The 23,046-nt window shown below is 71.2% G+C and carries 24 protein-coding genes; 12 read left to right on the top strand and 12 right to left on the bottom strand.

Features of this window, described 5'->3' with window-relative positions; all coding sequences use genetic code 11:
- Positions 1-45: 45 nt before the first annotated feature.
- The 3 genes from B378_RS0107270 to B378_RS0107280 all read right to left on the bottom strand — a co-directional run bounded on the left by B378_RS0107270 (position 46) and on the right by B378_RS0107280 (position 2,181).
- The gene (locus B378_RS0107270) at positions 46-750 is read right to left on the bottom strand and encodes an alpha/beta hydrolase (protein WP_017343150.1); all 705 of its coding nucleotides are present in this window, start codon (positions 748-750) and stop codon (positions 46-48) included.
- Entirely contained in the window at positions 747-1,727 is a 981-nt protein-coding gene (locus B378_RS0107275) for a VOC family protein (RefSeq protein ID WP_017343151.1), read from the bottom strand. The genes B378_RS0107270 and B378_RS0107275 overlap by 4 nt, the downstream gene beginning before the upstream one ends.
- Before the next feature lie 88 nt (positions 1,728-1,815).
- Complete coding sequence (locus tag B378_RS0107280) at positions 1,816-2,181, bottom strand: hypothetical protein (RefSeq protein ID WP_017343152.1); 366 nt, start codon at positions 2,179-2,181, stop codon at positions 1,816-1,818.
- A 124-nt stretch (positions 2,182-2,305) separates the two neighbouring features.
- Here B378_RS0107280 and B378_RS0107285 point away from each other — a divergent pair, with 124 nt between their 5' ends.
- Together B378_RS0107285 and menD are read left to right on the top strand one after the other, a co-directional pair.
- Positions 2,306-2,698 (top strand): DUF5830 family protein, encoded by a 393-nt coding sequence (locus tag B378_RS0107285; protein ID WP_017343153.1) that lies wholly within the window; start codon positions 2,306-2,308, stop codon positions 2,696-2,698.
- A 79-nt stretch (positions 2,699-2,777) separates the two neighbouring features.
- The gene (menD, locus tag B378_RS0107290; RefSeq protein ID WP_017343154.1) at positions 2,778-4,679 is read left to right on the top strand and encodes a 2-succinyl-5-enolpyruvyl-6-hydroxy-3-cyclohexene-1-carboxylic-acid synthase; all 1,902 of its coding nucleotides are present in this window, start codon (positions 2,778-2,780) and stop codon (positions 4,677-4,679) included.
- A 4-nt stretch (positions 4,680-4,683) separates the two neighbouring features.
- Here menD and B378_RS0107295 read toward each other — a convergent pair whose 3' ends face one another.
- Both B378_RS0107295 and B378_RS0107300 read right to left on the bottom strand, forming a co-directional pair.
- The gene (locus B378_RS0107295) at positions 4,684-5,133 is read right to left on the bottom strand and encodes a hypothetical protein (protein WP_017343155.1); all 450 of its coding nucleotides are present in this window, start codon (positions 5,131-5,133) and stop codon (positions 4,684-4,686) included.
- Between the two features lie 71 nt (positions 5,134-5,204).
- Positions 5,205-5,570 carry a BsuPI-related putative proteinase inhibitor gene (locus B378_RS0107300; RefSeq protein ID WP_017343156.1) on the bottom strand — a complete coding sequence of 122 codons (366 nt, stop codon included), beginning with the start codon at positions 5,568-5,570 and terminating at the stop codon, positions 5,205-5,207.
- Between the two features lie 117 nt (positions 5,571-5,687).
- Between B378_RS0107300 and B378_RS0107305 the strand changes: the two genes are divergently transcribed.
- Positions 5,688-6,515 (top strand): DUF2797 domain-containing protein, encoded by an 828-nt coding sequence (locus tag B378_RS0107305; RefSeq protein ID WP_017343157.1) that lies wholly within the window; start codon positions 5,688-5,690, stop codon positions 6,513-6,515.
- Positions 6,512-7,171 carry a trimeric intracellular cation channel family protein gene (locus B378_RS0107310; RefSeq protein WP_017343158.1) on the top strand — a complete coding sequence of 220 codons (660 nt, stop codon included), beginning with the start codon at positions 6,512-6,514 and terminating at the stop codon, positions 7,169-7,171. Before B378_RS0107305 ends, B378_RS0107310 begins: the two co-directional genes overlap by 4 nt.
- A gap of 47 nt (positions 7,172-7,218) precedes the next feature.
- Here the strand turns inward: B378_RS0107310 and B378_RS0107315 are convergent, their stop codons facing one another.
- The 4 genes from B378_RS0107315 to B378_RS0107330 all read right to left on the bottom strand — a co-directional run bounded on the left by B378_RS0107315 (position 7,219) and on the right by B378_RS0107330 (position 12,026).
- Positions 7,219-8,265, bottom strand: a complete 1,047-nt coding sequence (locus B378_RS0107315) for an ABC transporter permease (RefSeq protein WP_017343159.1) — start codon at positions 8,263-8,265, stop codon at positions 7,219-7,221.
- A complete protein-coding gene (locus tag B378_RS0107320) occupies positions 8,258-10,366 on the bottom strand; it encodes a hypothetical protein (RefSeq protein WP_017343160.1) in 2,109 nt (702 codons plus the stop codon). The genes B378_RS0107315 and B378_RS0107320 overlap by 8 nt, the downstream gene beginning before the upstream one ends.
- Entirely contained in the window at positions 10,363-11,400 is a 1,038-nt protein-coding gene (locus tag B378_RS0107325; protein WP_017343161.1) for an ABC transporter ATP-binding protein, read from the bottom strand. The genes B378_RS0107320 and B378_RS0107325 overlap by 4 nt, the downstream gene beginning before the upstream one ends.
- A 110-nt stretch (positions 11,401-11,510) precedes the next feature.
- Positions 11,511-12,026, bottom strand: coding sequence for a CNNM domain-containing protein (locus tag B378_RS0107330; RefSeq protein WP_017343162.1), 516 nt, complete (start codon positions 12,024-12,026; stop codon positions 11,511-11,513).
- 510 nt (positions 12,027-12,536) lie between these two features.
- Between B378_RS0107330 and B378_RS0107340 the strand changes: the two genes are divergently transcribed.
- Entirely contained in the window at positions 12,537-12,983 is a 447-nt protein-coding gene (locus B378_RS0107340; protein ID WP_017343164.1) for an SRPBCC family protein, read from the top strand.
- 37 nt (positions 12,984-13,020) lie between these two features.
- Here the strand turns inward: B378_RS0107340 and B378_RS0107345 are convergent, their stop codons facing one another.
- Together B378_RS0107345 and B378_RS0107350 are read right to left on the bottom strand one after the other, a co-directional pair.
- Positions 13,021-13,503 carry a VOC family protein gene (locus tag B378_RS0107345; protein ID WP_017343165.1) on the bottom strand — a complete coding sequence of 161 codons (483 nt, stop codon included), beginning with the start codon at positions 13,501-13,503 and terminating at the stop codon, positions 13,021-13,023.
- A 120-nt stretch (positions 13,504-13,623) separates the two neighbouring features.
- Positions 13,624-14,073, bottom strand: coding sequence for a DoxX family protein (locus B378_RS0107350; protein ID WP_017343166.1), 450 nt, complete (start codon positions 14,071-14,073; stop codon positions 13,624-13,626).
- 69 nt (positions 14,074-14,142) lie between these two features.
- Between B378_RS0107350 and B378_RS0107355 the strand changes: the two genes are divergently transcribed.
- Together B378_RS0107355 and B378_RS0107360 are read left to right on the top strand one after the other, a co-directional pair.
- Positions 14,143-14,559 (top strand): helix-turn-helix domain-containing protein, encoded by a 417-nt coding sequence (locus B378_RS0107355; protein ID WP_017343167.1) that lies wholly within the window; start codon positions 14,143-14,145, stop codon positions 14,557-14,559.
- A 532-nt stretch (positions 14,560-15,091) separates the two neighbouring features.
- Positions 15,092-15,592 (top strand): hypothetical protein, encoded by a 501-nt coding sequence (locus B378_RS0107360; RefSeq protein WP_017343168.1) that lies wholly within the window; start codon positions 15,092-15,094, stop codon positions 15,590-15,592.
- A 10-nt stretch (positions 15,593-15,602) separates the two neighbouring features.
- On the opposite strand, the gene B378_RS0107365 is transcribed toward B378_RS0107360, so the two are convergent.
- The gene (locus B378_RS0107365; protein ID WP_017343169.1) at positions 15,603-15,881 is read right to left on the bottom strand and encodes an acylphosphatase; all 279 of its coding nucleotides are present in this window, start codon (positions 15,879-15,881) and stop codon (positions 15,603-15,605) included.
- Positions 15,882-15,996: 115 nt separating this feature from the next.
- Here B378_RS0107365 and B378_RS0107370 point away from each other — a divergent pair, with 115 nt between their 5' ends.
- The 5 genes from B378_RS0107370 (at position 15,997) to B378_RS0107390 (ending at position 23,029) form a co-directional block, all read left to right on the top strand.
- Positions 15,997-17,553, top strand: a complete 1,557-nt coding sequence (locus B378_RS0107370; protein ID WP_017343170.1) for a phosphomannomutase — start codon at positions 15,997-15,999, stop codon at positions 17,551-17,553.
- A 197-nt stretch (positions 17,554-17,750) separates the two neighbouring features.
- The gene (locus B378_RS0107375) at positions 17,751-18,836 is read left to right on the top strand and encodes a BMP family protein (RefSeq protein WP_017343171.1); all 1,086 of its coding nucleotides are present in this window, start codon (positions 17,751-17,753) and stop codon (positions 18,834-18,836) included.
- Positions 18,837-19,009: 173 nt separating this feature from the next.
- Positions 19,010-20,671 carry an ABC transporter ATP-binding protein gene (locus tag B378_RS0107380; RefSeq protein WP_017343172.1) on the top strand — a complete coding sequence of 554 codons (1,662 nt, stop codon included), beginning with the start codon at positions 19,010-19,012 and terminating at the stop codon, positions 20,669-20,671.
- Positions 20,668-21,990 carry an ABC transporter permease gene (locus B378_RS0107385; protein WP_017343173.1) on the top strand — a complete coding sequence of 441 codons (1,323 nt, stop codon included), beginning with the start codon at positions 20,668-20,670 and terminating at the stop codon, positions 21,988-21,990. The genes B378_RS0107380 and B378_RS0107385 overlap by 4 nt, the downstream gene beginning before the upstream one ends.
- A complete protein-coding gene (locus tag B378_RS0107390) occupies positions 21,983-23,029 on the top strand; it encodes an ABC transporter permease (RefSeq protein ID WP_017343174.1) in 1,047 nt (348 codons plus the stop codon). Before B378_RS0107385 ends, B378_RS0107390 begins: the two co-directional genes overlap by 8 nt.
- The last annotated feature ends 17 nt before the right edge of the window (positions 23,030-23,046 follow it).

Below are 23,046 nucleotides of genomic sequence, written 5' to 3' on the forward strand. Positions count from 1 at the left end.
CGGCGAACGTTCGAACCGTCGCCCCGCGCGACGGAACGCTCCTCTTTAGGGCCGACGGCGACGGACGAGCAGCGCGTCGACCCGCTCGCCGATCCGGTCCATCGTCGCGTCCGAGAGACCGTGTCCGTCGCCCGGGTCGATCCGGAGATCGACCGCGGCGCCGGCGCGCTCGAAGACGCGCGCGGTCTTCCGGACGCGCTCCGGGGGCATGTACAGGTCCTCCTCGCTGCTGTCGAGCGAAACCGGCGTCCCGGCGAGTGGCCCGTCCTCCTCAATCTCCACTCCCTCGACCGCTTCGACCTCAACTTCCGCGAGGTCCTCGCCCGGCAGCGCCGCCGAGACGACGAACGCACCGCCGAATCGGCCGGGTCGGCGTCGCAGGAACTCGGCGACGACCGCGCCGCCCTGCGAGACCCCGATGAGGACGACACGCCCGGGTGGGATCCCGGCGTCGCGCGCGACGTCGACCGCGCTGGCGACGCAGTCCACGGCGGAGGACAGCGCCGGCTCGTTCGCCGACAGCGGCGCCTCGTGCGGGGCCGGGAACCACGTCGACCGGACCGCGCCGGGCGCGAGGAGCGTCGCGCCCGACCGGTAGAACTCGTCGGCGAGGCGGACGAGCCCCTCCGCTGTCCCCCCGCGGCCGTGGACCAGCACGACCGCGACCTCGGCGGCCGCGACCGGGGCGCCTGCGGTGACGAGCGTCGCCTCCGCGTGCGGGCCGGAGACGCCGGATATCCGACGGCTCATCGAGGGCACTCCGGCTCCGACGCGGGACCGTCGAACGCGGGCAACTGCGACTCGATCAGCTCGCGATCGGCCTCGAACCGCGGCGGAAGGTAGAGGTCCGTCGCGTGCCCGGTCGACTCGGGGTCCGCGAGCCCCGGGCCCAGAGGCCCGTCGGGAGTCGGGGCCTCGGTCGCGAGTTCGACGAGGAGCCCGCCGGGGCCGCGGACGTACAGCGAGTGGAAGAAGTGCCGGTCCTTCACGCGCGAGACGTCGTACCCGCGCTCGCGGAACAGCGCGTGCCAGTCCAAGAGCGTCTCGCGGTCCGCGACGCGAACCGCGGCGTGGTGGAGGGTTCCCGGCCCCTCCCGGAGATACGCCGCGTCGCGGTCGAGCAGGTCGACGGCCGTCGCGCGGTCTCCGGGCGCGCGGTAGCGCACGCGGTCGCCCGACTCGGCCTCGTACTCGAAGCCGAGCGTCTCCAGCATGCTCGCGGTCCCGTACGGGTCCGCGGGGAGCGCGGTCACGCCGCGGAGCCCGCGGATCGCGCGTTCGGCGGGCACGGGACCGTCCGTCCACGGATCCGGATCGGCAGTCTCCGTCACGACCAGTTCGACCCGCGTCCCCGAGGGGTCCGCGAGCGTCAGCCCGCGGTCGCCGAAGCGCGCGTCCGGGTCGAGCGGCCCCGCCTCGACGCCCCGGTCCGCGAGCCGGTCGCGCCAGTAGCCGAGCGAGTTCGGCGGCACCGCGAAGGCGACGGCCTCGTAGCCGGGCTTCCCAGTCCGCCCGGGGTCGGCGTTCGGGTCGGGGAAGACGGTGAACACCGACCCCGGCGAGCCGGTCGCATCGCCGAAGTAGAGGTGGTACTGGAGGCGGTCCTCGTAGTTCACGGTCCGGCGGAGCAGGCGGAGCCCGAGCGCCCCGCCGTAGAAGTCGGCGTGGGCGCCCGCGTCGCCGACGATCCCCGTGACGTGGTGGAGCCCGGGGGTGTCAGAGAGCATGCGGGGAGGTGGGTGCCGCGCGGGAAAGTCGGTGTCGGTGGGGGCGATCGCCAGCGGCCCGCGTCGGCGGGACGGCGCGCTCCAGCCCTCAGGAGAGCCACAGCAGCCGCACGTTGCTCGCGGTGAGGTACGTCCCGGTCGCCGTGAGCAACACCGGCGGGAAGTAGTACAGCAGGCCGTCGCCCTCGCGCGCGCCCTCGACGCTGATCCAGAGCATGACGAGGTAGACGGCGATCTTCAGGGCGACGAGCCCGGAGAGCCCGAACGACTCCAGCGCGAACCGCACGACCGGGTTCGCTTCCTCGATCGTCGGGACGTACCGGAGGAAGGCGACCGTGGAGACGACGTCGCCGACGCCGTACGTCGCGGTCGCCGCGATCCACAGCCAGTAGAACTCGTTGGGGCGGCGGCGGTAGGCGGGGCGTCGACGGGACCGGTCGCGGGATCTGACCACGGTCCGGGGTGTCGGCCGGCCGACGTGAATCTGCCGGTCCGCGGAGCCGACGAAACCCGTATCGCTTCTGGAGGCCCCGCCGCCTTCCAGCCGACTTAAGAGGGATCGCACCGTCTCGCCGGGCGTGACAGAGCCGTCGACCCGCGAGGAGAAGCTGGAGCTCGGCGTCGAGCTGCTGGCGCACCTCGAACGCGAGGAGCTCGACCTCGCCGCCGCGGTCGACCGGATCGAGACGATCACGACGAGCCCGGCGCTCACCCGCGACATCCTCGACGCGGCCGAGAAGCGCGGGATCATCGACCGCGAGGGCGCCCGTTTGCGGGTCCGACGGAACGGGACCTACGTCGAGTACGACAGTCAGGTCGTCGCCCGCGAGGGCGACTTCGAATGCCGGCGGTGCGGCGCGTCGATCTCGACGGGCCATTTCATCCAGTTGGACGCGGGCGAACTCGGCCCGTTCGGCTCCTCGTGTATCCGGAAGGTGACCGGGCGAGAGTCGGAAGCGGAGTCGGAGTGACCCCGCTGTCGACCCCGCACGCACTCGCTGCTCGGTCGAACCCGCCGGAGTATTTACCTCGGCGCCCGAAGCGACGGTAATGACCGCGCCGAACCGGAACGTCCTGTGGGCGAACGCGCTCGTCGACGAGCTCGTCGCCGCGGGCGTCGACGCCGTCGTCGCCTCGCCGGGCAGCCGCTCGACGCCGCTGACTGTCGCCGCCGCGGGCCACGAGGAGCTCACCGTGTTCTCCCAGTTGGACGAGCGCTCCGCCGCGTACTTCGCGCTTGGCCGGGCCCGCAGGACCGGCCGCGTGACGCCGCTGATCTGCACCTCGGGCACCGCCGCCGCCAACTACCACCCCGCCGTGATGGAGGCGAGCGAGGCCCGCGTCCCGCTGCTCGCGCTCACGGCCGACCGGCCGCCCGAACTCCGTGACTCCGGCGCGAACCAGACCGCGGACCAAGAGAAGCTGTACGGCGACGCCGTGCGCTTTTATAAGGACCTCCCGGAGCCGGCCGCGAACGACCGGGCGCTCCGCTCGCTTCGCACCACCGTCGCCCGCGCCGTTGCGACCGCCGAGGGCGCCGATCAGGGGCCGGTCCACCTCAACGTCCCATTTAAAAAGCCGCTGGAGCCGACGCCGGTCCCGGGCGACGTGCCGGACGACCTCCCCGAGGCGGCAGAGCGTGGCCGCGACGGTCCCTACGTCGACGTGACGGCCGGCGCGCCCGAGCCGGGCGACGAGGAGCTGCGCGCGCTCGCGACCGAGCTGGGCGACGCGGACCGCGGGCTGATCGTCGCCGGCCCGGCCGACCCGCCGGGCATCGACCCCGAGTCGGTTACGGCGCTCGCGCACGCGACCGGGTTCCCGGTGCTGGCCGACCCGCTCTCCGGGCTCCGGTACGGCGGGCACACCCGCGTCGCACCCGTGATCGGGAACTACGACGCGTACCTCTCGGCCGACCTCGCGGGCGACGAGGGGGAATCCGGTGAAACCGACGGTTGGGCCGACCCGGACCTCGTCCTCCGGCTCGGCGCCTCGCCCACCTCGAAGCGCCTCCGGAAGTACCTCGCCGAGACCGGCGCCGACCAGTACCAGGTCGACCCCGCCGGGCGCTGGCGCGAGGCCGAGTTCGCCGCGACCGACCTCGTCGTCGCCGAGCCGAGCCGGCTCTGCGCTCGTCTCTCTCGGCTCGTCGGGGGCGGGAGCGGCGATCCGGACTGGCGCTCACAGTGGGAGGAGGCGGACCGCGTCGCCGAGGCGGTTCACGGCCGCGAGGTGGAGGAGCTGGACGAGGCGGTCGCTGCCGGCGAGTCGGACTCGCTCGGCTCCGGTTTCCACGAGGGCGACGCGCTTCGCGCGGTCGCGGACGCGCTCCCCGACCCGGCGACGCTGTTCGTCTCCAACTCGATGCCCGTCCGCGACCTCGACCGGTTCGTCGGGTCCACGACCGCGAACATCACCGCGCTCGGTAACCGCGGCGTCTCCGGGATCGACGGGGTCGTCTCCAGCGCGCTCGGCGCGGGCAGCGGGACGACCGACGACCTCACGCTCGTCGTCGGGGACATCGCGCTGTATCACGACTCGAACGGGCTGCTCGCGGTCGACCGCTGCGACGTCGACGTCACGGTGGTCGCGGTCAACAACGACGGCGGCGGCATCTTCCACAAGCTCCCGATCGAGTCGTTCGAGCCGCCGTTCACCGAGTCGTTCAAGACGCCGCACGGGATGGAGTTCGAACCGCTCGCCGAGCTCCACGGCCTCGAGTACGCGCGGATCGACGCACGCCCCGACGCGCTCGCCGACCGCGGCGAGAGCCCGGCCGAACGCGCGCAAGCGGTCGCGGACGACGTCGCCGCCGTCGTGTCTCGGGCCCACGAGGAGGCGGGATCGCACCTGATCGAGGTCGACACGGACGCCGAGGCCAGCCACCGCACGCGCGAGCGACTGGCGGCCGCGGTCGAGCGCGCGGTCCACGGCGACGCGGGAGACGTGTAGACGGTCAGGGCACGGTCGGGCTCGGCCCCTCGCCGCGACGCTCGCCGAGCGAGACCCCGGCGTACGCGACCACCGCGAACTGGATCCCGACGCCGAGGCTCGCGCCGAGCGCGAAGACGGCGGTGACGACGGGGCCGCGGTCCGGACTGAGGTACCAGAGGACGGCGGCCGAACCGAGCAGGAACGACCCGGTCGCGCTGGCGCCCGTCGCCAGCGCGGTCGACGTGGCGGAGACGTCGGAGTTCCCCATGCCGGCGAGGAGCGCGGCGCCGAACAGCAGGCCGTAGACCAGAATGAACGCCGTGAACTGGGCGCTTACGAGGTACGTCGAGAGCGTCTCGGCAGACGGGAGCGAGACGGAGGATTCGAGGAGGATCGGTGAGAGCCGTCTGATTCCGCTGACCGCGAGCGCGACGACCGCGGCGACGATCGGGGGGAGGGCTGCCGTGCGCATACCCGTCAGCCCGCGCGGGTATTACTTATAAATCTCGGTCGTGAGAGGTCGCTGGAAGGCCTAATTCCGACTCACTCCACGTCGACGACCGTCTCCGCGCGCACGTCGCGGTCCGTCGCCGTCGCCTCGCCCACTATTCTGTAGGTCCCCGCTGGCGGGTCCCGCCACGTCCCCTCGTAACCGACCGCCTCGCCCGGGCCGATCGTCTCGCTCCCGAGCGCCTGCGTGAACATCTGACTCGCGCCGTAACGCCAGACCGGATCGGCCCGGCCCTCGGCTGAGCCCTCTGCGTCCTCGTCCGCCGGGTACGCGGTGAACTCCGCGCGCTGGCCGGTCCGGAACTGGAGCGTCACCGGATCCGCGCCCGCGTTCTCGATCCGTAACGATAGCGCCACCCCGTCGTCCGTCGTCGCCGTCGCGAGCGCCGCGTCGAGCATGGTCGCGTCTGCGGTGCCCGCGGGGAAAACTCCTCGGCGGGCGCGCTCACCCCTCGGAAGGCAGCGAGAGAAACGGTCGACGACGCCTATAAGCCCCGCCTTCCCCTACATCGCGGCGTGCAGGTCGTCGGCTACGAGACGGACGTCGCGAGCGGCTCGCCGGACGCGGACGGCGACTCGGAACGGGATCCGATCCCCGAGGCGGACGGACCGATCGGGGGCGGGCTCTACGTCGCGAGCGGCGGGACCGTCGACTTCGTGGACGCGGGCCCGGGCACCGAGCTCGCCTTCGGTCTCGGCGAGCGACGCTGTGCGGGGACGGTCCACGAAGGCGATCATATCGCCTGCGACGCCGCGGACGCGCCGTACTGTGACGACCATTCGCACGTCTGGGTGTGCGCGCGGTGCACCGGGACGTGCCTGAAAGACGAGATGGACTGCCACGAGACGCACGCGATGTACCTCGCCGCGTTCGCGCCCGACGTGCTGAAAGTCGGCGTCACCAAGGAGTGGCGACTGGGTACTCGCCTCCGCGAGCAGGGCGCCGACCGCGCGGCCCATATCCGGACCTTCCCGAACGGGCGTATCGCCCGCGAGGTGGAGGCCGAGCTGGCGGCCGGCGACCACCTCGTCGACCGCGTCCGCGTTCCGACGAAGCTCGACGGGTTCGGGCGCGCGGTCGACGAGGCCGCGTGGGAGGCGCTGCTCGACCGGTTCGACCCGATCGAGCGGTACGAGTTCGACTACGGGCTCGACCTCGACGAGCGACCCGTCGCGGAGACGATGGCCGCGGGGACCGTCCGCGGCTGGAAGGGCCGAGTGATCGTTCTCGACCGCGGCGGCTCGACGTACGCCGTCGACGCGCGCGACCTCGTCGGCTACGAGCTGACCGACGCGGTGCCGGAGCGGGAGCTCCAGTCGAGCCTCGGGGCGTTCGGCGGATGACCGGGGGCGTCCTCTCGCTTTTGTTCGGCGACCCGTTCGCCGCGATGAACACGGTCGGGCTCGTCGCGTTCGCGCTCGTCGGCGCGAGCAAGGCGGTCCGCGAGGAGTTCGACCTCTTCGGCGTCGCTGTCGTCGGGCTGGCGATGGCGTTCGCCGGCGGCGTCACCCGCGACCTCCTCGTCGCGCGCGTCCCGCTCGCGCTGCGCTCGCCGGTCGAGATCATCTTGGGGCTCGTCGGCGTCGCCCTCGCGGTCGGGCTGAGCGCGTGGCTCGCCTCCCCCGACGAACACCCGGTGACCCTCGTCGCCGACGCCGTCGGCCTCGCCGCCTTCGCCACGACAGGCGCCATCGTCGCGACCGATGCGGGGGTGTCCGCGTTCGGCGTCGTCGCGGTCGCGACGATCAACGCCGTCGGCGGCGGCGCGCTCGCCGACATCCTCCTCGACCGCGCGCCGTTCATCCTCTTCGAGGACTTCTACGCGAGCTGCGCCGTGCTGGGCGGCGTCGCGTACTGGCTGGTCGGCGCGCTCGGCGGCCCCTCGGGGGTCGCGGCCGCGGCGTGTGCGGCGGTGACGGTCGGCCTCCGGCTCGTCGCCGTCGCTCGCGGCTGGGGCCTCCCGACCGCGAAGCGGTTCGGCGACGAGTTCGGTCGATAGGAGCGAGACGAGCCCTCGGCGACCCGACCGCCAGGCGCCCGACCCACTCAGCGACCGAACCCCTCGACCGCGACGACGCGCCGCACGCCGAGGTACGCGGCCGCGGCGATGCCGGCGTACGCGACCACGAGGACGCCGGTCGTCGCGTCCGCGCTGTCGATGGCGAGCCGCGCCACCGCGTTCGCGGGGCCGCCGGCCATCGCCGTCGCGCCGCCGAACAGCACGAGGACTGCCACCGAGTAGAGCAACTGCGCGGCCTGCCGGTCGGGCGCGACGGCCGCGATGCCGACCGCGACCGCGACGACGAGCGTCGTCAGCGCGGTCATCAGCGCCAGGATCGGGCCGACGTTCGCGACCGAGGTGCCGTTTGCCTCGAGGAGGAGCAGCCACAGCAGGGCCTGGCCCGGAGCGATCCCGATCGCCGCGGCGGCCTTCCCGTCGACGATCTCGGCGAGCGTGACGGGCGCGACCCGGAGCAGCTCCATGGTTCCTTGATCCAACTCCTCCGTGATCGAGTCGACGATCAGCGACCCCGAGATGAACACCGGGAGGAAGACGAGCAGGGGGATCAACACGGTGTACGTGAACGTGAAGTACGGGCTGGTGTCGCTCCGGTCGGGCAGCGGTAGCGGCGATTCCTCCAAGTACGAGGCGCGGGCGTCGCGCTCGTTCAGCTCGTAGGTCCGCAGCAGCTCGCGTAGCTGCACCACGATCACCGTCGTCTCCACGGTTGAGTCCGGGGCGGTGACGGCGGTCGACACCCGCCCGCTCTCCGTGCGGGTCGTGACCACCACCGCATCGGCCGCGTTCCGGTCGAAGGCGCTCCGCGCGGCGTCCGCGTCGTCGTACGGCGTGACCGAGGCGCCCGGGACCTCGCTCGCGGCGCGCTCTAAGTCGTCGACCGCGTCGCCCGCGGCCGCGACCTCGATCTCCGCGCCGTCGAGCGCGCCCGGGTCGTACATGGAGACGAGCCCGACGACGAGGAACGACGAGAAGGTCGCGATGAACAGCTGGATCCCGATCGCGAGCAGGATCGTCTTCTCCGCGCGCAGCCCGGCGAGCTCGCGCCCGGCGATCGTCAGGCGGCTATCCAAGGCTCACCACCCCGACGTTGTACGCGGCGTGGCCCAGCGTCGCCAGCGTAAGCGCCAGCGCGTAGGCGGTCCGGCCGCGCCGCGCCCCGAGGGCGGCGACGCTCGTCGCGGCGACGTGGAGGATGAGCGGGGCGAAGAACAGCGCCGCCAGGGCGAGCGGCGGCAGCCCGGAGAACCCGGACACGTCGGCGAAGGCGGCGCGCCCGAGGAAGAGCTCCGTGAGCCCCACCGCCTGAACGACCGCGGTCGCCTTCTCCGCGAGGAAGAACCCGGTCCCGGAGGCGAGACCGACCGCGAGGGCGACCCGATCGGTCCGCTCGAAGACGCCGCGCTCGAAGCCGGCGTAGAGGCCGATACTTTTGGCGACCTCTTCGATGAACGCGATGGTCACGAGCAGCACCGGGATCGACACGGTGACCGGCAGCGCGAACAGCACCGCGACGGCAAGCAGTTCCGCGACGAACACGAAGGGGATCGTACAGGCGGTGAGGAAGGCGACCGAGCCGAGCGCGCGGAGTCGGTCGCGGTCGAGGAGCCCGCCGCCGACCGCCCCGCCGACCGGGACAGCGGAGAGCCGCACCGCGAGCGCGTCGAGGAACTTCCGCGTCACGGGCTTCTGCGAGAACATGTCCTCCTCGCGGTAGACGCCGAGGCCAAGGCCGAACAGCAGCGCGGCGCCGACCGCCATCGGCGTGGTCGAGAAGAGGACCTCGCCGGCCGAGACGGCCTCGCCCTGGAGGTCGAAGACGACGAGCGTCAGCGGCGAGACGAGCGCGACGGGCGTCACGTTCGTGAAGATGGCCGGCACGAACGCGTAGGTGGTCAGCAGGACGCTCACGCCGACCGTCACGAAGGTGAGCTCCTTGAACGAGCGCGCGAACATCGCGCCGACGAAGGTGGCCCCGAGGAACGTCGCCGCGACCGGCGCCACCGCGACCACCGAGAGCGCCCCACCGCCGACGAGGAGCGCGATGAGGCTCGTGACGACCGCGGCGGCCGCCGCGTACGGGAGCGTCTTGCCGGCGACGATCTCCGCCGGCGACAGCGGCGTGACGAGCAGCGGCTCCCCGCGTCGGTTCGTCCGCTCGTCGAGGATCGAGGAGCCGTACGCCTGGATGAGGAAGTTCATCGGCACGAGGAAGGCGAACGCCAACAGCAGCGATGTGAACGGGAACGGCGGCGTGATCGACCCGGGCGAGCCGACGGTGTTCGCGCCGAAGGCCGCGCCACCGATGGACGGCACCGCGAAGCCGCCGTCGTCCGACTCCGCGCCGTCATCGGTAGTGTCGGGGGCGTCCGTCGCGCTTCCGTCGCCGTCGCCGTCGGTCTCGTCGGACCCGCCGCTCGTCCTCTCGTCTCCGGACGGGCCATCGGCGTCGGCATCCCCATTGGAGTCGGGCGCGGAGGACTCAGTAGATCCGGTATCGTCCGCGTCGGTACCGCTGCCATCTCCGTCGGAGTCGGTCGCGTCGCTCCCGCCGTCGCTCCCTCCGCCCGAACCGCTCGTCGAGCCGCCGTCGTTCCCGCCGAGCGTGGCGCCGTCATCGACGCCGGACGTTCGGCCGACGTACCGGAGCGAAACGACGACCGGAAAGGCGGCAGTCTGATTCGGCTCGGCGCGCATCAGCCGCTCGTTGTGCGACGCGACGGCCTCGCGGACCGACGCGGCCGCCGCCTCGCCCTTCCGCGTGTCGCTCGCGCGGACGACGACCTCCTCGACGTCGGCGGCGTCGATCACTCCGTCGTCGCCGGAGCCGGGTTCCACCACGGTCACCACGACCGCATCGGCGGGGTCACCGAGCGACGCCGACCCGGCCGGGACCGGGCGCAGCGACGGCGCGTCCTCGATCGCGTCCGCGTACGGCGACTCGGCGTCGACGCCGACCCGGTACACGTCTTGGTCGACGTCGAGGCCGGCGACGCCCGTCGCCACGCCGACGCCGACGACGCCGCCGGCGACGAGGAGGAGGGCGACGCCCGCCGCGAGCGTGCGGCGGTCGACACCCCCGGACGCGCGGGCGGTTTCCCACCTGGCGACCCGGAGGACGCGGCGGACGCCGACCGCGAGCCGTCGGCCGACGCGGCGGAACCTGTCGATCACTCGGTCGCCTCCGTGGTCGCCGCCTCCGTCGTTTCGGTTTCCGGTTCGTCGCCGTCGGCCTCGCCGTCGCCATCGCCGTCGGCGTCGCTCGCAGCTTCGGTTCCGTCACCGCCGAGGTCGCCGGTGTACCGCCCGGGCATCGGCCGGCCGACGATGTCGAGGAACACGTCTTCGAGGCTCGGCTCGCGGCTCCGGATGTCGACGACCTCGCCGCCGGCGTCGCCGACGGCCTCCCGGACCGCGGCGACCGCGTCCATGCTCGGGACCGCCGTCCGGAAGCGGTCGCCGACCTCCTCGGTCGTCGCGTCGAGGTCCGCGAGCGCCGGCGTCGCGGTCGGCTCGACGTCCGTGAACACGCGGTAGGTCGTCTCGCCGTGTCGCTCGCGGATCCCGTCGACGCTCCCGCGGGCGACGATCCGCCCCTCGTTCATCACCACGACGCGGTCGCAGACGGACTCGACGTGGTAGAGGTTGTGCGCGGAGAAGACGACCGTCTTCCCGGTCTCGCGGAGCTCGCGGGTGAACGCCAGCACTGAGTTCGTCGTCACGGGGTCGAGCCCGGAGGCGGGCTCGTCGTACACCAGCACGTCCGGGTCGTTGACGAGCGAGCGCGCGATGGCGACCTTCCGTTTCATCCCCTTCGAGACGTCGCCGAGGCGGCGCTCGCGGTGGTCCAGTTCCAGGCGGTCGAGCGCGGCCTCGATCCGCTCGTCGGCGACCTCCCGGGGCACGTCGTAGAGGTCGGCGAAGAAGCGGAGGTACGACAGCGCGGTCATCTCCTCGTACAACGGCGACTCCTCCGGCAGGAACCCGAGGTGGCGCCGCATTTCGGGGTCCGAGGCGTCGAACCCGGCGACGGTCACCTCGCCCTCGGTCGGCTCGACGAGGCCGGCGAGTATCTTGAGCGTCGTCGTTTTCCCGGCCCCGTTCGGGCCGACGATCCCGAACACCTCGCCCTCGTCGACGGCGAAGTCGCTGTCGACCACGGCCGCGAAGTCGCCGTAGGTCTTCCGTAGCCCCGAGGCCTCGATCATGCGCTCGGGTCCGCCGGCGGCCGGGTTAAATCCACGCACGTGGTTATCGGCCGCGAGAACGCGGGCGGACGCCGCCCTCGGTCCGGGCGGCGAGAGGGGGCTCGTCCGCGTTAGTCCGTGTACGGCTTCTCGATGCTCGCGTCGCCGCTGATGTACGCGTTCATCCGGCGGGTAATCCCGTCGAACAGCGTGATGAGCGGCGAGAGGACGCGCTCGACGAGCCGGACCGGCGACGCGACCCGCAGCGACCACGTCTCGGCGTTTCCGAGCCCGAACGCCTTGGGGACGATCTCGCCGAACACGAGGACGAGGAAGCTCGTACACAGCGTCGTCACGACGATCGCCGGGCCGGGGGGGAGGTAGCTAGCGACTAGGACGGTCACGATGCTCGAGATGGCGATGTTGACGACGTTGTTCCCGACGAGCAGCGTCACGAGGAGCCGGTGGGGGTCGTCGTGGAGCTCCTTCAGCACGTCTCCCCGCGGGTCGTCAGTGCCGGCCTGCTGCTCGAACCACTCGCTCGGCAGCGAGAAGATGGCAGTCTCCGAGCTCGAGAAGAACGCACTGAGCGCCAAAAGCGCGGTTACCGCCCCGATCCCCGCCACGGCGAGTGTGACTCCGACCATACGTCGTATTTAAAAACGACCCCAAAGAGGGTGTCGGCCGGACGCCAGCAACAAGCGGGGAGGCGTACCACTCCCGGTCCGAGACGCGCTGCGGTGTTGGTCCGAGACGCGCTGCGGTGTCGGACGGCGGCTTCGCCGGGACGCAGAAATCGCAGAAATCGGAACGCCGTACTACTCTTCTTCTTCCTCTTCCTCGACCGGTCCTCGGCCTCGTTCCCAGACGGCGTCGGCCGAGGTGTCGTTCGGTGCGGTGTGCGAAACGTCTTTCATGCTGTCGCGATCGCTTGCCATATTGACTCCGGATAGCTCGGACCCCCGTATTAACCCTTCGTGGAAAGAGATAATGAGTCCTGATACCATATAAGGTATTAATATCGGGCGGCACGGGGACGCTCCGATCAGTGGACGTATTGCGAATTGGTGGCTGTAGGCGGGACGGAAACCGGACAAACGTCCGGGTGCGAGCGGAGGACCGCAGCGATGAGGCGTGCGGCCGCCGGAGTAGTCCGCGTGTTCGGAACCCGCGACGCGACCGGAAACGTCGACCGCGACGGGCGGGCGTCGGTGGACCGAGAGGGCGCGACGCTCGCGGTCGGTCGCGATGTCGACGCGCCGCCGGAGCGGACAGCTAGGGCGCTCCGCGACACCCAGCGGTGGCCCGACTGGAGCCTGTCGGTCCGCGACGTTGAGAGCGCGGACCGGTACGTCGAGACCGGGACGACCGGGAGGGTCCGCGTCGCGGGCGCGTGGGTGCCCTTTCGGGTGACAGCGGCGACGCGGCTCCGGTGGGACTGGGAGGTCGCGCGGGTCCCAGCGACAGGGCACCGCGTCGACCGGTACGCGGGAGAGCCGGACCGGTGTCGAGCGGTGATCGAGGTCCCGCTTATCGCGCCCCCGTACGTCCCGGTCTGCCGGCGCGCGCTCGACCGGTTCGCGGCGCTGGTTGAGGGGGAGTGACCCGGGAGGCGCTCGGGCGCTGAGGCGGTCGGGCGTCTCAGTTCTCGTAACCTTTCTCGAACGGGTCGATGACCTCGCTGCCGGGGTCGTCCTCGTCGCGGGTGAAGCCCGGCCCCTGCGTCGCCAGTTCGAAGACGAGCCCGTCGGGGTCGGTGAAGTAGATGCTCTTGAAGTAGGTTCTGTCCTTCACCTCGGAGACCTCGACGTCGTGGGATTCGAGGTGCGCCTGCCACTCCTTCAGGGTCGTCTCGTCTTCGACGCCGAACGCGAAGTGGTAGCTCGCGCCCGGGCCGGGCGTCCCCTGCGAGTCCGGGTACTCGAAGTAGGTGACGTTGGTCCCCGGCTTCCCTTCGGGCGTCGGCGAGAAGTAGTAGTGCGGCGTCCCCGGGTCGTCGTAGTTCTGGGTCCGCTTGACCGTGTGCCAGCCGAGGATGTCCTCGTAGAACGCGGTGGTCTCCTCGATGTCGGTACAGATGTTCGTGACGTGGTGGAGCCCGGTCGTCGGCGGCGCGTCGGTCATGATCTGTGTGAACGCTCGTCGGGGAGGTAGTTAGTCGTACGGGGGGCTCGACGCGGTCGTCAGGCGGTTGGAAAAGGGAGCGTCGCGTGCGCGTCGGTCGGGAAAGTTCGCGTATACGGCTCAGAACAGGCCAAGGCCGACCGCGTACGGCCACGCGCTGCCGCCGACGGCGAGGAACGCCAGCGCGGCGCCGGCACCGTAGACGTTCTTCAGGAAGCTCGTCATCTCGTTCTGCTTCTCCTCGGGGTCGTCCATCGACCAGAAGTCGTGCATCGTCACGGCGGAGGCGAGGAGGAAGAAGGCGAGCGCGCCGGCGGAGAGGACGGGGAACGCGCCCGCGGCGACGCCGAGGCCGCCGAGGACGAGGACGGCGCCGGAAGCGATCACCGAGAACTGCGGGGCCGGGAGACCCTTGAACTCGGCGTAGCCGGCCATCGTCTCGAGGTCCATGAAGTGGTTGAGCCCCATGAACGCGAGCGTCGCGCCGAACAGGATCCGGCCGAGCAGGAAGAGTTCGCCCGCGAGGGGGGTGTCGAACTGGAGCGGTAACGTCGCGAGTTCAGCTAACATCGTGTAACCTGCTATACGGACGTAACCTATTTATCGCTTCCCGGACAATACGGTTAGTAGGTAACACCGATGTCATCACAGGACCTTTCGGCGGCAGAGTCGGCGGAGACGGCGGATTCGGGCGCTGACGCGACGGCTGATTCGGGCGCTGACGCCGCGGCAGAGGCGACGACGCCCGAGACCCCCTGCCCCGTCATCGACTCCATCGAGCAGATCGGATCGCAGTGGCGGCTCGTCGTCCTCCACGAGCTGTTGAACGGCGAGGCGCGGTTCAACGAACTGAAGCGCGAGACGGACGCGAACGCTCGCACGCTCTCGCGCGTGCTCGACGACCTCCAAGAGACCGGGTTCGTCGACCGGCGGTTAGAGGAGGACTCGCCGGTGGCGACGTACTACAGTTTAACTGATAAAGGCGAGTCGCTCGCCCCCGTCTTCGAGGAGATCGACGACTGGGCCCACGAGTGGCTGGCCGAATGTGAGGCGTAGGATCTGGGAAACGCTTCTGTTGGCTATTTATAAATAAGACTGGACCCCGTGGCGGCCTATTTATATGCCGTCGCCGACAGATCGACCGCGAACGCCTCCAAAGCCCCAGCCGCTCGGCACTACGTCGTTCCTACCGCTGCGAACACTTCCAAAGCCCCAGCCGCTCGGCACTACGTCGTTCCTACCGCTGCGAACACTTCCAAAGCCCCAGCCGCGAGGACTCGGTGCGCTCGCTGCGCTCCTCGTCGCTCGTTTCACTCGCTCCTGCGGTGCTTACGTCGCGCGCCTTCGTCCTCGCGGCTGCCCCTTTGAGTCCCGCCCAGCACGGCATCCGCAGCCTCACGCCTCCCCAACCTCGTCGGCCGGCCTCCGCTTCGCTCCGGCCGGCCGACTCCCTCGCGCGGTGCCGCTCACGCCCGCCACTGGCGGCCGTTCGCGGGCACGCGCCACCGCACTGTTCATTTATAAACGAGCGCCGCGAAGGCGTACCGCCGCCGAAACGCACACCCTTCTCCGGCGCGTAGCGATCTGCGTGTACGCCGGACTGAAGAACACCCCCTGCTGTCTGTGCGGCCGCGAGGAGACGCACACGCGGATCGCCGTGCCGCCGCGGGCGCTCCGGCTCATGGAGAACGGCGGGCCGATCGCGTGGCGCGACGTGGTCGGCACGGTGACGCTCCGCTTCTGCGCTGACGACTGGGACCTCGTGAGCGATCTCGCGATCGAGATGGACACGCATCCACTCTCGCGGTGTAACGCCGCGCACGTCTCCTTGGACCTCCGCGAGGACCACGAGGCGCTGCTGTCCGCGACGAAGGCCGAGACGGACCAGACCGAGCTGGAGGGGCGGCTGGCTCGGGAGGCCGAGGCGACCCTCGACGCGGTCGACGACCCCTACACCGAGGAGCGCGACGTGGTGGAGGCGATCGTCGTGTTGCGCGCGTTAGAGGAGCTCGGGGTGCGGGACGGCCCCGGCCGCGGCGCCGAGGGCGCCGCCGGGGCCGGGGAGTCGGCGGCCGCGGACGACGACTGATCCGGCCGCGTCACCGCCTGATCTCGAACCCCTCGGCGCCCTCCGGCTCACCGTACTCGGCGTCGACGCTCTCGACTTCTGCGGCCTCGCTTCCCGTCTCGCACCACGCCACCATGTCGCGGACGTCCCCCTCGGGCCCCTCGAAGACGGCCTCGACCCGGCCGTCGTCGAGGTTCCGCACCCAGCCGTCGACGCCCGCCTCGCGGGCGGCGTCGCGGGTGCTCGCTCGGTAGAAGACGCCCTGAACGCGGCCCGAGACGAAGACGTGCGCGCGAACGCGGTCGGTCATCGGCCGACGTTGGGACCGCGGCCCGCTTAAACGACCCGACCGCGACCGACTTCAGTCGACCCGCCGCGCGCCCGCAACCGACGCCTACTAACTCCCGGGCGCCGAGGTGGGCGACATGGACCTGTTCGGAACCGCCGGGATCCGCGGCGGCGTCGAGGACCGCGTCACGCCGGCGCTCGCGCTCGCAGTCGGGCGGGCCGTGGGCGCCGAGATCCGAGAGCGAGCCGACGAGTCGCCGGCGGAGCCGACGCCGGGGTCGAGCCCGGAGTCGACCCCCGACCCCGAAGTCGTCCTCGCCCGCGACGGCCGGGTGACCGGCCCGGCGCTCGCCGCCGCGATGGAGGCGGGGCTGTCGGCGGGCGGCGTCGACGTCCGCCGCGCCGGTCGGCTTCCGACCCCGGCGCTCGCGCACGCCTCGCGGGGTCGATACGGCGTGATGCTCACGGCCTCGCACAACCCGCCGACCGACAACGGGATCAAACTGTTCCGCGACGGGGTCGAGTTCGACCGCGACGCGGAGCGTGCCGTGGATTCGCGGGTGGCCGACGAGGAGTCGGTCGCGCCGTGGGACGAGTGGACCGAGGCGGCGCGGATCGACCCGCTCGACGACTATCTCGCCGACGTGCGCGAGTACGCGTCGCGGTTCGGCGCGCCGCTCGACGGCCTCCGGATCGCGGTCGACTGCGGCAACGGGATGAGCGCGCCCGCGACGCCGACCGTCCTCCGCGAACTGGGCGCCGACGTGGTCACGCTCAACGGGAACGTCGACGGCCACTTCCCCGGCCGGGGGAGCAAGCCGACCCCCGAGACGCTCGCCGACCTGCGCGCGTTCGTCGCCGACGCGAACGAGGGGGTAGAGAACCCGGGTCGACCGGCGACCGGCGGAGGGGACGGCGCCGAAGGAGACGGCGAGACGGAGGGGTTCGCGTTCGGAATCGGCCACGACGGCGACGCCGACCGGATCGTGATCGTCGACGCGGACGGCGAGGTCGTCCACGAGGACACGGTCCTTGCGGTGCTCGCGGAGCGATACACCCGCGAGAGCGACGCCGCGGACCCCGTCGTGGTAACGACGCCGAACGCCTCCGGTCGGATCGACGAGCGCGTCCGGGCGGCCGGCGGGCGCGTCGAGCGCGTGCGGCTCGGCGCGCTCCACGAGGGGATCGCGGCGGTGCGGGAGGACGCTGCGGAGGCCGGCGCCCTCGGCGAGGCCGGTGTGGTCGGTGAGGCGGGTGCCGCCGGCGAGGTGGGCGACGACACCCGCGTCGTCTTCGCCGCCGAGCCGTGGAAGCACATCCACGTCGCCTTCGGCGGGTGGATCGACGGCGTGGCCTCCGCGGCGGTGATCGCGCGCCTCGTCGCCGACGAAGGGCTCGACGCGCTGCGGGCGCCGATCACGGAGCGACCCTACCGCAAGGTGAGCGTCTCCTGCCCCGACGACGCGAAAGAGACGGTAATGGACCGCTTGGAGACGGCGCTGCCGGACGCGTTCCCCGAGGCCGCGGTCGACACCGACCACGGCGTCCGGCTGGAGTTCGAGGACGCCTCGTGGACGCTCGTCCGGCCCTCCGGCACGGAGCCGTACGTCCGCGTGTACGCCGAGAGCGACGACGTCGACGCCCTCGTCGCCGAGGTCGAGGACGTCGTCGAGGACGCGGTCGCGGCGGCGTAGGCCGGGTGCGTTCGGTCGGCGCAGGCGTTCGGGAGTTTGGTCACGTTTACAATCGTGAGAAATCCGGATACGTGGATCGGAAGCCGGGGTCGAGCGGCGATTACCCCGTAATTCGGCCGGCTGTTTTCACGAACGTGTCACCTCGGTGCGGCGGGAACGACGAATTTATGCCGCGTTCCGACGGGGTTATGAGTGAGATGGCATCCGACTTCGATCGGCGGCGGTTCATCAAGGCGGCAAGCGCAGCGGGCCTCGTCGGCCTCGCCGGGTGTAGCGGCGGCCCGAGCGGCGACGGGGGAGACGGGGGCGACGGCGAGGTGCCGGCGCGGGTCGGTATCGTCTACTCCGACGGCGGCCTCGGCGACAACTCGTTCAACGACGCGGCCCAGCAGGGCATCTTCCAGGCCGAAGAGGAGTTCGGCATCGCCTACGACGAGTCGGAGCCGGACGGCGCCGGCGAGTTCGAGCAGTTCCAGCAGCAGTACGCCGGGTCGACGGACCCCGCGTACGACTTGGTCGCCACCATCGGGTTCAATCAGGGCGACGCGCTGAGCCAGACCGCGCCCGACTACCCCGACCAGGACTTCATGATCGTCGACACCGTCGTCGACGAGCCGAACGTCGCGAGCTACCTCTTCCGCGAGCACGAGGGTTCGTTCCTGATGGGCGTCCTCGCCGCGCGGCTGACCCAGATCGACTTCTCCGCGGGCGAGGGGGCCACCGACACCGACTCGACGGAGGTCGGATTCGTCGGCGGCGTCGACAGCCCGGTGATCCGCCGGTTCCAGGCCGGCTTCGAGGCCGGCGTAGAACACGTCTCCGAGGACGTCAGCGTCACGTCGAGCTACGTCGGCAGCTACGCCGACCCGACGGGCGGGCAGGAGGCGGCGCTGTCGATGTACCAGGGCGGCGCCGACATCATCTACCACGCCTCGGGCGCGACGGGCGTCGGCGTGTTCCAGGCCGCACAGGAGGAGGGCCGGTTCGCCTTCGGCGTCGACCAGGACCAGTCGGTCTCCAACGAGTCGTTCGCCGACGTCATCCTGGCGTCGATGGTGAAACGCGTCGACACCGCGGTGTACGAGTCGATCTCGAACGTCATCGACGACGCCCACCAGGGCGGCTCGACGACGGCGCTCGGGCTCGAATCCAACGGCGTCGAGTGCGTCTACGGCGACCAGATCGGCGGCGAGGTCCCGGACGATATCACGACGGCCGTGGCGGACGCGCGCGACGAGATCATCGCCGGGAACATCGAGGTCCCGGAGACGACGAGCAACTGAGGCAAGACGGCTACGAGGCCCGGACACGCGCTCCGAACCCGACGCCTGCCGGGCGCTCCGGGCCGACCCCGAAAACGCGGCCTTTCTGCGGCTCCGGTCGGCCGATAGACAGTACCGCGTGTAGCGCCTCGGAATCCGCGCGTTTTTAGGCTCCGACGCGGAGTTACGGGTGAATGAACCCGGCGGTCCACTTGGACGGCATCACGAAGCGATTCCCCGGGGTCGTCGCGAACGACGACGTTGATCTCGCGGTCGAGCGCGGGAGCGTCCACGCCCTGCTCGGCGAGAACGGGGCCGGCAAGACCACGTTGATGAACGTGCTGTACGGCCTCTACCAGCCGACCGAGGGGACCGTCCGCCTCGACGGCGAGCCGCAGTCGTTCGACTCGCCGCGGGACGCGATCGACGCCGGCGTCGGCATGATCCACCAGCACTTCATGCTGGTCGACCCGATGACGGTGTGGGAGAACGTCGTCTTAGGCAACGAGCCGAAGACTTGGGGCGGACTGCGCGTCGACAGGGAGGCGGCCCGCGAGGCCGTCGTCGAACTGAGCGAGCGCTACGGGTTCGACGTGGACCCGGACGCGACCATCGCCGACATCTCCGTCGGCGAACAGCAGCGCGTCGAGATCCTGAAGGCGCTGTACCGCGGCGCCGACGTGCTCATCATGGACGAGCCGACCGCGGTGTTGACGCCGCAGGAGGTCGACGAGCTGTACGGCGTCTTCGACGAGCTCACCGAGCAGGGGAAGACGATCATCTTCATCTCGCACAAGCTCGGCGAGGCGCTGTCGGCGGCCGACGACATCACCGTCCTCCGCGACGGGGTCAACGTCGGTACCGTCGCCGCGGCCGACGTGACGCGCGAGGAGCTCGCGGAGATGATGGTCGGCCGAGAGGTGCTGATGGAGCCCGCGACGTCGCCGCAGGAGGCGGGCGACCACGTGCTGGAGGTGACGGACCTCAACGTCGAGGACGACCGGGGCGTCGAGGCGGTCTCGGACCTCTCCTTCGAGCTCCGGGGCGGCGAGATTTTGGGGGTCGCGGGCGTCGACGGCAACGGCCAGTCGCAGCTCGTCGAGGCGATTACGGGCCTTCGCAAGGCCGCGTCCGGCGACGTCCGCTACCGGGGCGAGTCGATGGTCGGGAAGACGCGCCGCGACCGGATCGACCGCGGGATGGCGTTCATCCCCGAGGACCGACAGGAGCGCGGCCTCGTGATGTCGTACGACCTCGTCGAGAACGGAATCCTCGGGAGCCAACACGACCCGCCGTTCGCGAACGGCGGCCGGCTCGACTGGCCCGCCGCCCGCGACCACGCCGAGTCGGTCATCGAGCAGTACGACGTTCGCCCACCGGACGCCGAGGCGGAGGCCGAGTCGCTGTCGGGCGGCAACCAGCAGAAGTTCATCGTCGGCCGCGAGTTCGAGCGCGACCCGGAGCTGGTCGTCGCCACCCACCCGACCCGCGGCGTCGACATCGGGTCGACGGAGTTCCTCCACGACCGGCTGCTCGAACTGCGCGCCGAGGGGAAGGCGATCCTCCTCGTCTCCTCGAAGCTCGACGAGGTACAGGGACTCTCCGACCGACTCGCGGTGATGCACGAGGGCGAGTTCACCGGGATCGTCGACCCCGCGACCGTGACCGAAGAGGAGATCGGGCTGCTGATGGCCGGCGAGTCGCTCGACGACGACTCCGTCGAGGGGGCCGCGATCCACGATGCCGCGGGCGATGGGACGGACGACACGTCGCGCGACGGGAGCAACGGCGCGGACGACGCGTCGGGTAACGGGATCGACGGAGCGACCGGCGGCGACGAGGGGGTGGACGCGTGAGCGACTCGGACCCCGACGCGGACGGGGATCCCTCCGTCTTCGCCCGCGTGGTCGCGCCGTTCGTCGACCGGAGCGTCGCGGAGCGGCTCGTCATCAGCGTCGCCGCCATCTTCCTCTCGATACTCGTCGGCTTCGCGCTCGTGCTCGTCTCCGGCCGGATAGCCGAGTGTTCGACCGCGGCCTGGACGATGCCGATCACCGGGCTGGGGTTCTGTTATAATCCGTTCGAGGTGTACGTGGTGCTGTTCAACGGCGCGCTCGGCTACCCGTTCGCGGTCGGCGATCCCGGCCTGTTCAACCCGGGATGGACGCCGTTCAACCTCTCGTTCGGCCTGACGCTCTCGGAGACGACGCTTTTGATCTTCACCGGGCTCTCCGTCGCCGTCGCCTTCCGCGCCGGCCTGTTCAACATCGGGACGCAGGGGCAGCTCGTCGTCGGCGCACTTTCGACCGCGCTCACGGTCCTGGCGCTCGCGCCGCTCCTCCCGGCCGGCCCCGTCGCCGGCCTCGTGCTGATCGTCGTCGGGACCGCGGCCGGCGCCGTCGGCGGCGGCGTCTGGGGCGCGATACCCGGCGCCCTCAAGGCGTACGCCGACGCCAACGAGGTGATCACGACGATCATGCTCAACTTCGTCGCCGCGAACGTCGCGTACGTGCTCGTGTTGGAGGTGTTCCGCGCCGAGGGCTCCTCCGTGGTCGCCACCCGGTACGTCCCGGAGTACGCGCAGTTCCCGTCGGTGCTGTTCCCGCCGTCGACCGACTTCACGCTGATCGCGCTGCTCGTCGGGGTCGCCTTCATCGGCGCGCTCTACTACTTCGTCGAGCACACCTCGCTCGGGTACGACCTCAGGACGAGCGGCGTCCAGGCCGCCGCGGCCGAGTACGGCGGCGTGAACGCGAAGCTCACCACAGTGCGGGCGATGACGCTCTCCGGCGCGCTCGGCGGCGTCGGCGGCTCGGTGTGGGTGCTGATGTCCGAGGGCCGGTGGATGGCCTCAGTCCCGGACCTCGGCTTCGACGGGATCACCGTCTCGATACTCGCCGGGAACAACCCGCTCGGCGTGCTGCCGGCGGCGTTCCTCTTCGGGATCCTGAAGGGCGGCGCCTTGGAGATCGGGTTCCGAACCGACGTTCCCACGGAGCTCGTCGCCGTGCTGCGCGGACTCATAATCCTGTTCGTGGCGATGCCGGAGTTCTTCCGGATGATCGGGCGGTACGCGGGTGTCGGCGGCGCGGGCGGTGCGAGCGACGCGGGCGGCTCGGGGTCGGCGGACCCCGACGAGTCCGCCGGCGGCGACGGGGGTGAGGCCGATGCGTAACCCCCTCTCGCCGGCCGCGCTCCTCGAGGACGCGAGCGAGTCGAGCTACGTGCGTTCGCTGGTCGTCGGCACCGTCGGCGTGCTCGCGGTCCTCGGCGTGCTTGGGCTCGCGTTCCCCGCCTCGGTCGCGGGCGACCTCGCCGGCATCGTCTTCTCGACCAGCACGGCGAAGTCGACGGCGCGGCTCGCGGCGCCCATCGTGCTCGCCGGCCTCGGCGGCATCTTCGCGGAGAAGTCGGGCGTCATCAACATCGGGCTGGAGGGACTGTTGATCATCTCGGCGTTCGTGTCGGTGTACGCCGCGTCGGTCGTGGGCGTCGGCAACGCCGTCCTCGGCGTCCCGGCGCTCGGGATCGCGTTCCTCGCCGGGATCGCGGCGTCGACGTTCCTGGCGGCGGTGTTCGCGGTCGTCTGTATCGAGTTCAAGGCCGACCAGATCATCGCCGGACTGGCCGTCTGGCTCATCGCCCTCGGGCTCGCGCCGTTCATGTCGACCGTGTTCTTCGGCGGCGTCAACACGCCGAACCTCGGCGTGAGCGTCGGGTGGAAGTACTCCGCGACCATGGTGGTCCTCGCGACCCTCGGCTCGTGGTGGCTGCTGAACCGGACCGCGTTCGGCAAACACCTCCGGGCGGCCGGCGAGAACCCGAAGGCGCTCGACACCGTCGGCGTCTCCGTCTCGAAGGTGCGCTACGCCGGCGTCCTGCTCTCGGGCGTCCTCTCCGGCGTCGGCGGCTCGGCGCTGGCGCTGTCGATCGGCCAGTTCGTCGGCTCCGGCGAGACGATGGTCCAGGGGAAGGGGTTCATCGCCATCGTGGCGTACCTGTTCGGCAACTACAACCCGCTCGGGACGCTCGGCGCGGGCGTGCTGTTCGCCGGCCTCGACGCGATGCAGATCCGGCTCCAGCAGCTCGGCTACGCGGTCCCCGACACGCTGGTCCAGACCATCCCGTACGTCGTCGTGATCGTCGTCCTCGCCTTAGTCGGCCGGACGCAGATCCCCGAGGCCGCGGGCGAGCACTACGAGACCGAGGAGTGAGCCCGGCGAGGGCCACC

The sequence above is a fragment of the Halorubrum sp. T3 genome (genome assembly GCF_000296615.1).
Classification (GTDB): domain Archaea; phylum Halobacteriota; class Halobacteria; order Halobacteriales; family Haloferacaceae; genus Halorubrum; species Halorubrum ruber.

Excerpts from the sequence above, each read along its gene's own strand:
- B378_RS0107270 (WP_017343150.1), bottom strand. The coding sequence starts at position 750 with ATGAGCCGTCGGATATCCGGCGTCTCCGGCCCGCACGCGGAGGCGACG.
- B378_RS0107275 (WP_017343151.1), bottom strand. The coding sequence starts at position 1,727 with ATGCTCTCTGACACCCCCGGGCTCCACCACGTCACGGGGATCGTCGGC.
- menD (WP_017343154.1), top strand. The coding sequence starts at position 2,778 with ATGACCGCGCCGAACCGGAACGTCCTGTGGGCGAACGCGCTCGTCGAC.
- B378_RS0107295 (WP_017343155.1), bottom strand. The coding sequence starts at position 5,133 with ATGCGCACGGCAGCCCTCCCCCCGATCGTCGCCGCGGTCGTCGCGCTC.
- B378_RS0107300 (WP_017343156.1), bottom strand. The coding sequence starts at position 5,570 with ATGCTCGACGCGGCGCTCGCGACGGCGACGACGGACGACGGGGTGGCG.
- B378_RS0107310 (WP_017343158.1), top strand. The coding sequence starts at position 6,512 with ATGACCGGGGGCGTCCTCTCGCTTTTGTTCGGCGACCCGTTCGCCGCG.
- B378_RS0107325 (WP_017343161.1), bottom strand. The coding sequence starts at position 11,400 with ATGATCGAGGCCTCGGGGCTACGGAAGACCTACGGCGACTTCGCGGCC.
- B378_RS0107330 (WP_017343162.1), bottom strand. The coding sequence starts at position 12,026 with ATGGTCGGAGTCACACTCGCCGTGGCGGGGATCGGGGCGGTAACCGCG.
- B378_RS0107345 (WP_017343165.1), bottom strand. The coding sequence starts at position 13,503 with ATGACCGACGCGCCGCCGACGACCGGGCTCCACCACGTCACGAACATC.
- B378_RS0107350 (WP_017343166.1), bottom strand. The coding sequence starts at position 14,073 with ATGTTAGCTGAACTCGCGACGTTACCGCTCCAGTTCGACACCCCCCTC.
- B378_RS0107355 (WP_017343167.1), top strand. The coding sequence starts at position 14,143 with ATGTCATCACAGGACCTTTCGGCGGCAGAGTCGGCGGAGACGGCGGAT.
- B378_RS0107365 (WP_017343169.1), bottom strand. The coding sequence starts at position 15,881 with ATGACCGACCGCGTTCGCGCGCACGTCTTCGTCTCGGGCCGCGTTCAG.
- B378_RS0107370 (WP_017343170.1), top strand. The coding sequence starts at position 15,997 with ATGGACCTGTTCGGAACCGCCGGGATCCGCGGCGGCGTCGAGGACCGC.
- B378_RS0107375 (WP_017343171.1), top strand. The coding sequence starts at position 17,751 with ATGGCATCCGACTTCGATCGGCGGCGGTTCATCAAGGCGGCAAGCGCA.
- B378_RS0107380 (WP_017343172.1), top strand. The coding sequence starts at position 19,010 with ATGAACCCGGCGGTCCACTTGGACGGCATCACGAAGCGATTCCCCGGG.
- B378_RS0107390 (WP_017343174.1), top strand. The coding sequence starts at position 21,983 with ATGCGTAACCCCCTCTCGCCGGCCGCGCTCCTCGAGGACGCGAGCGAG.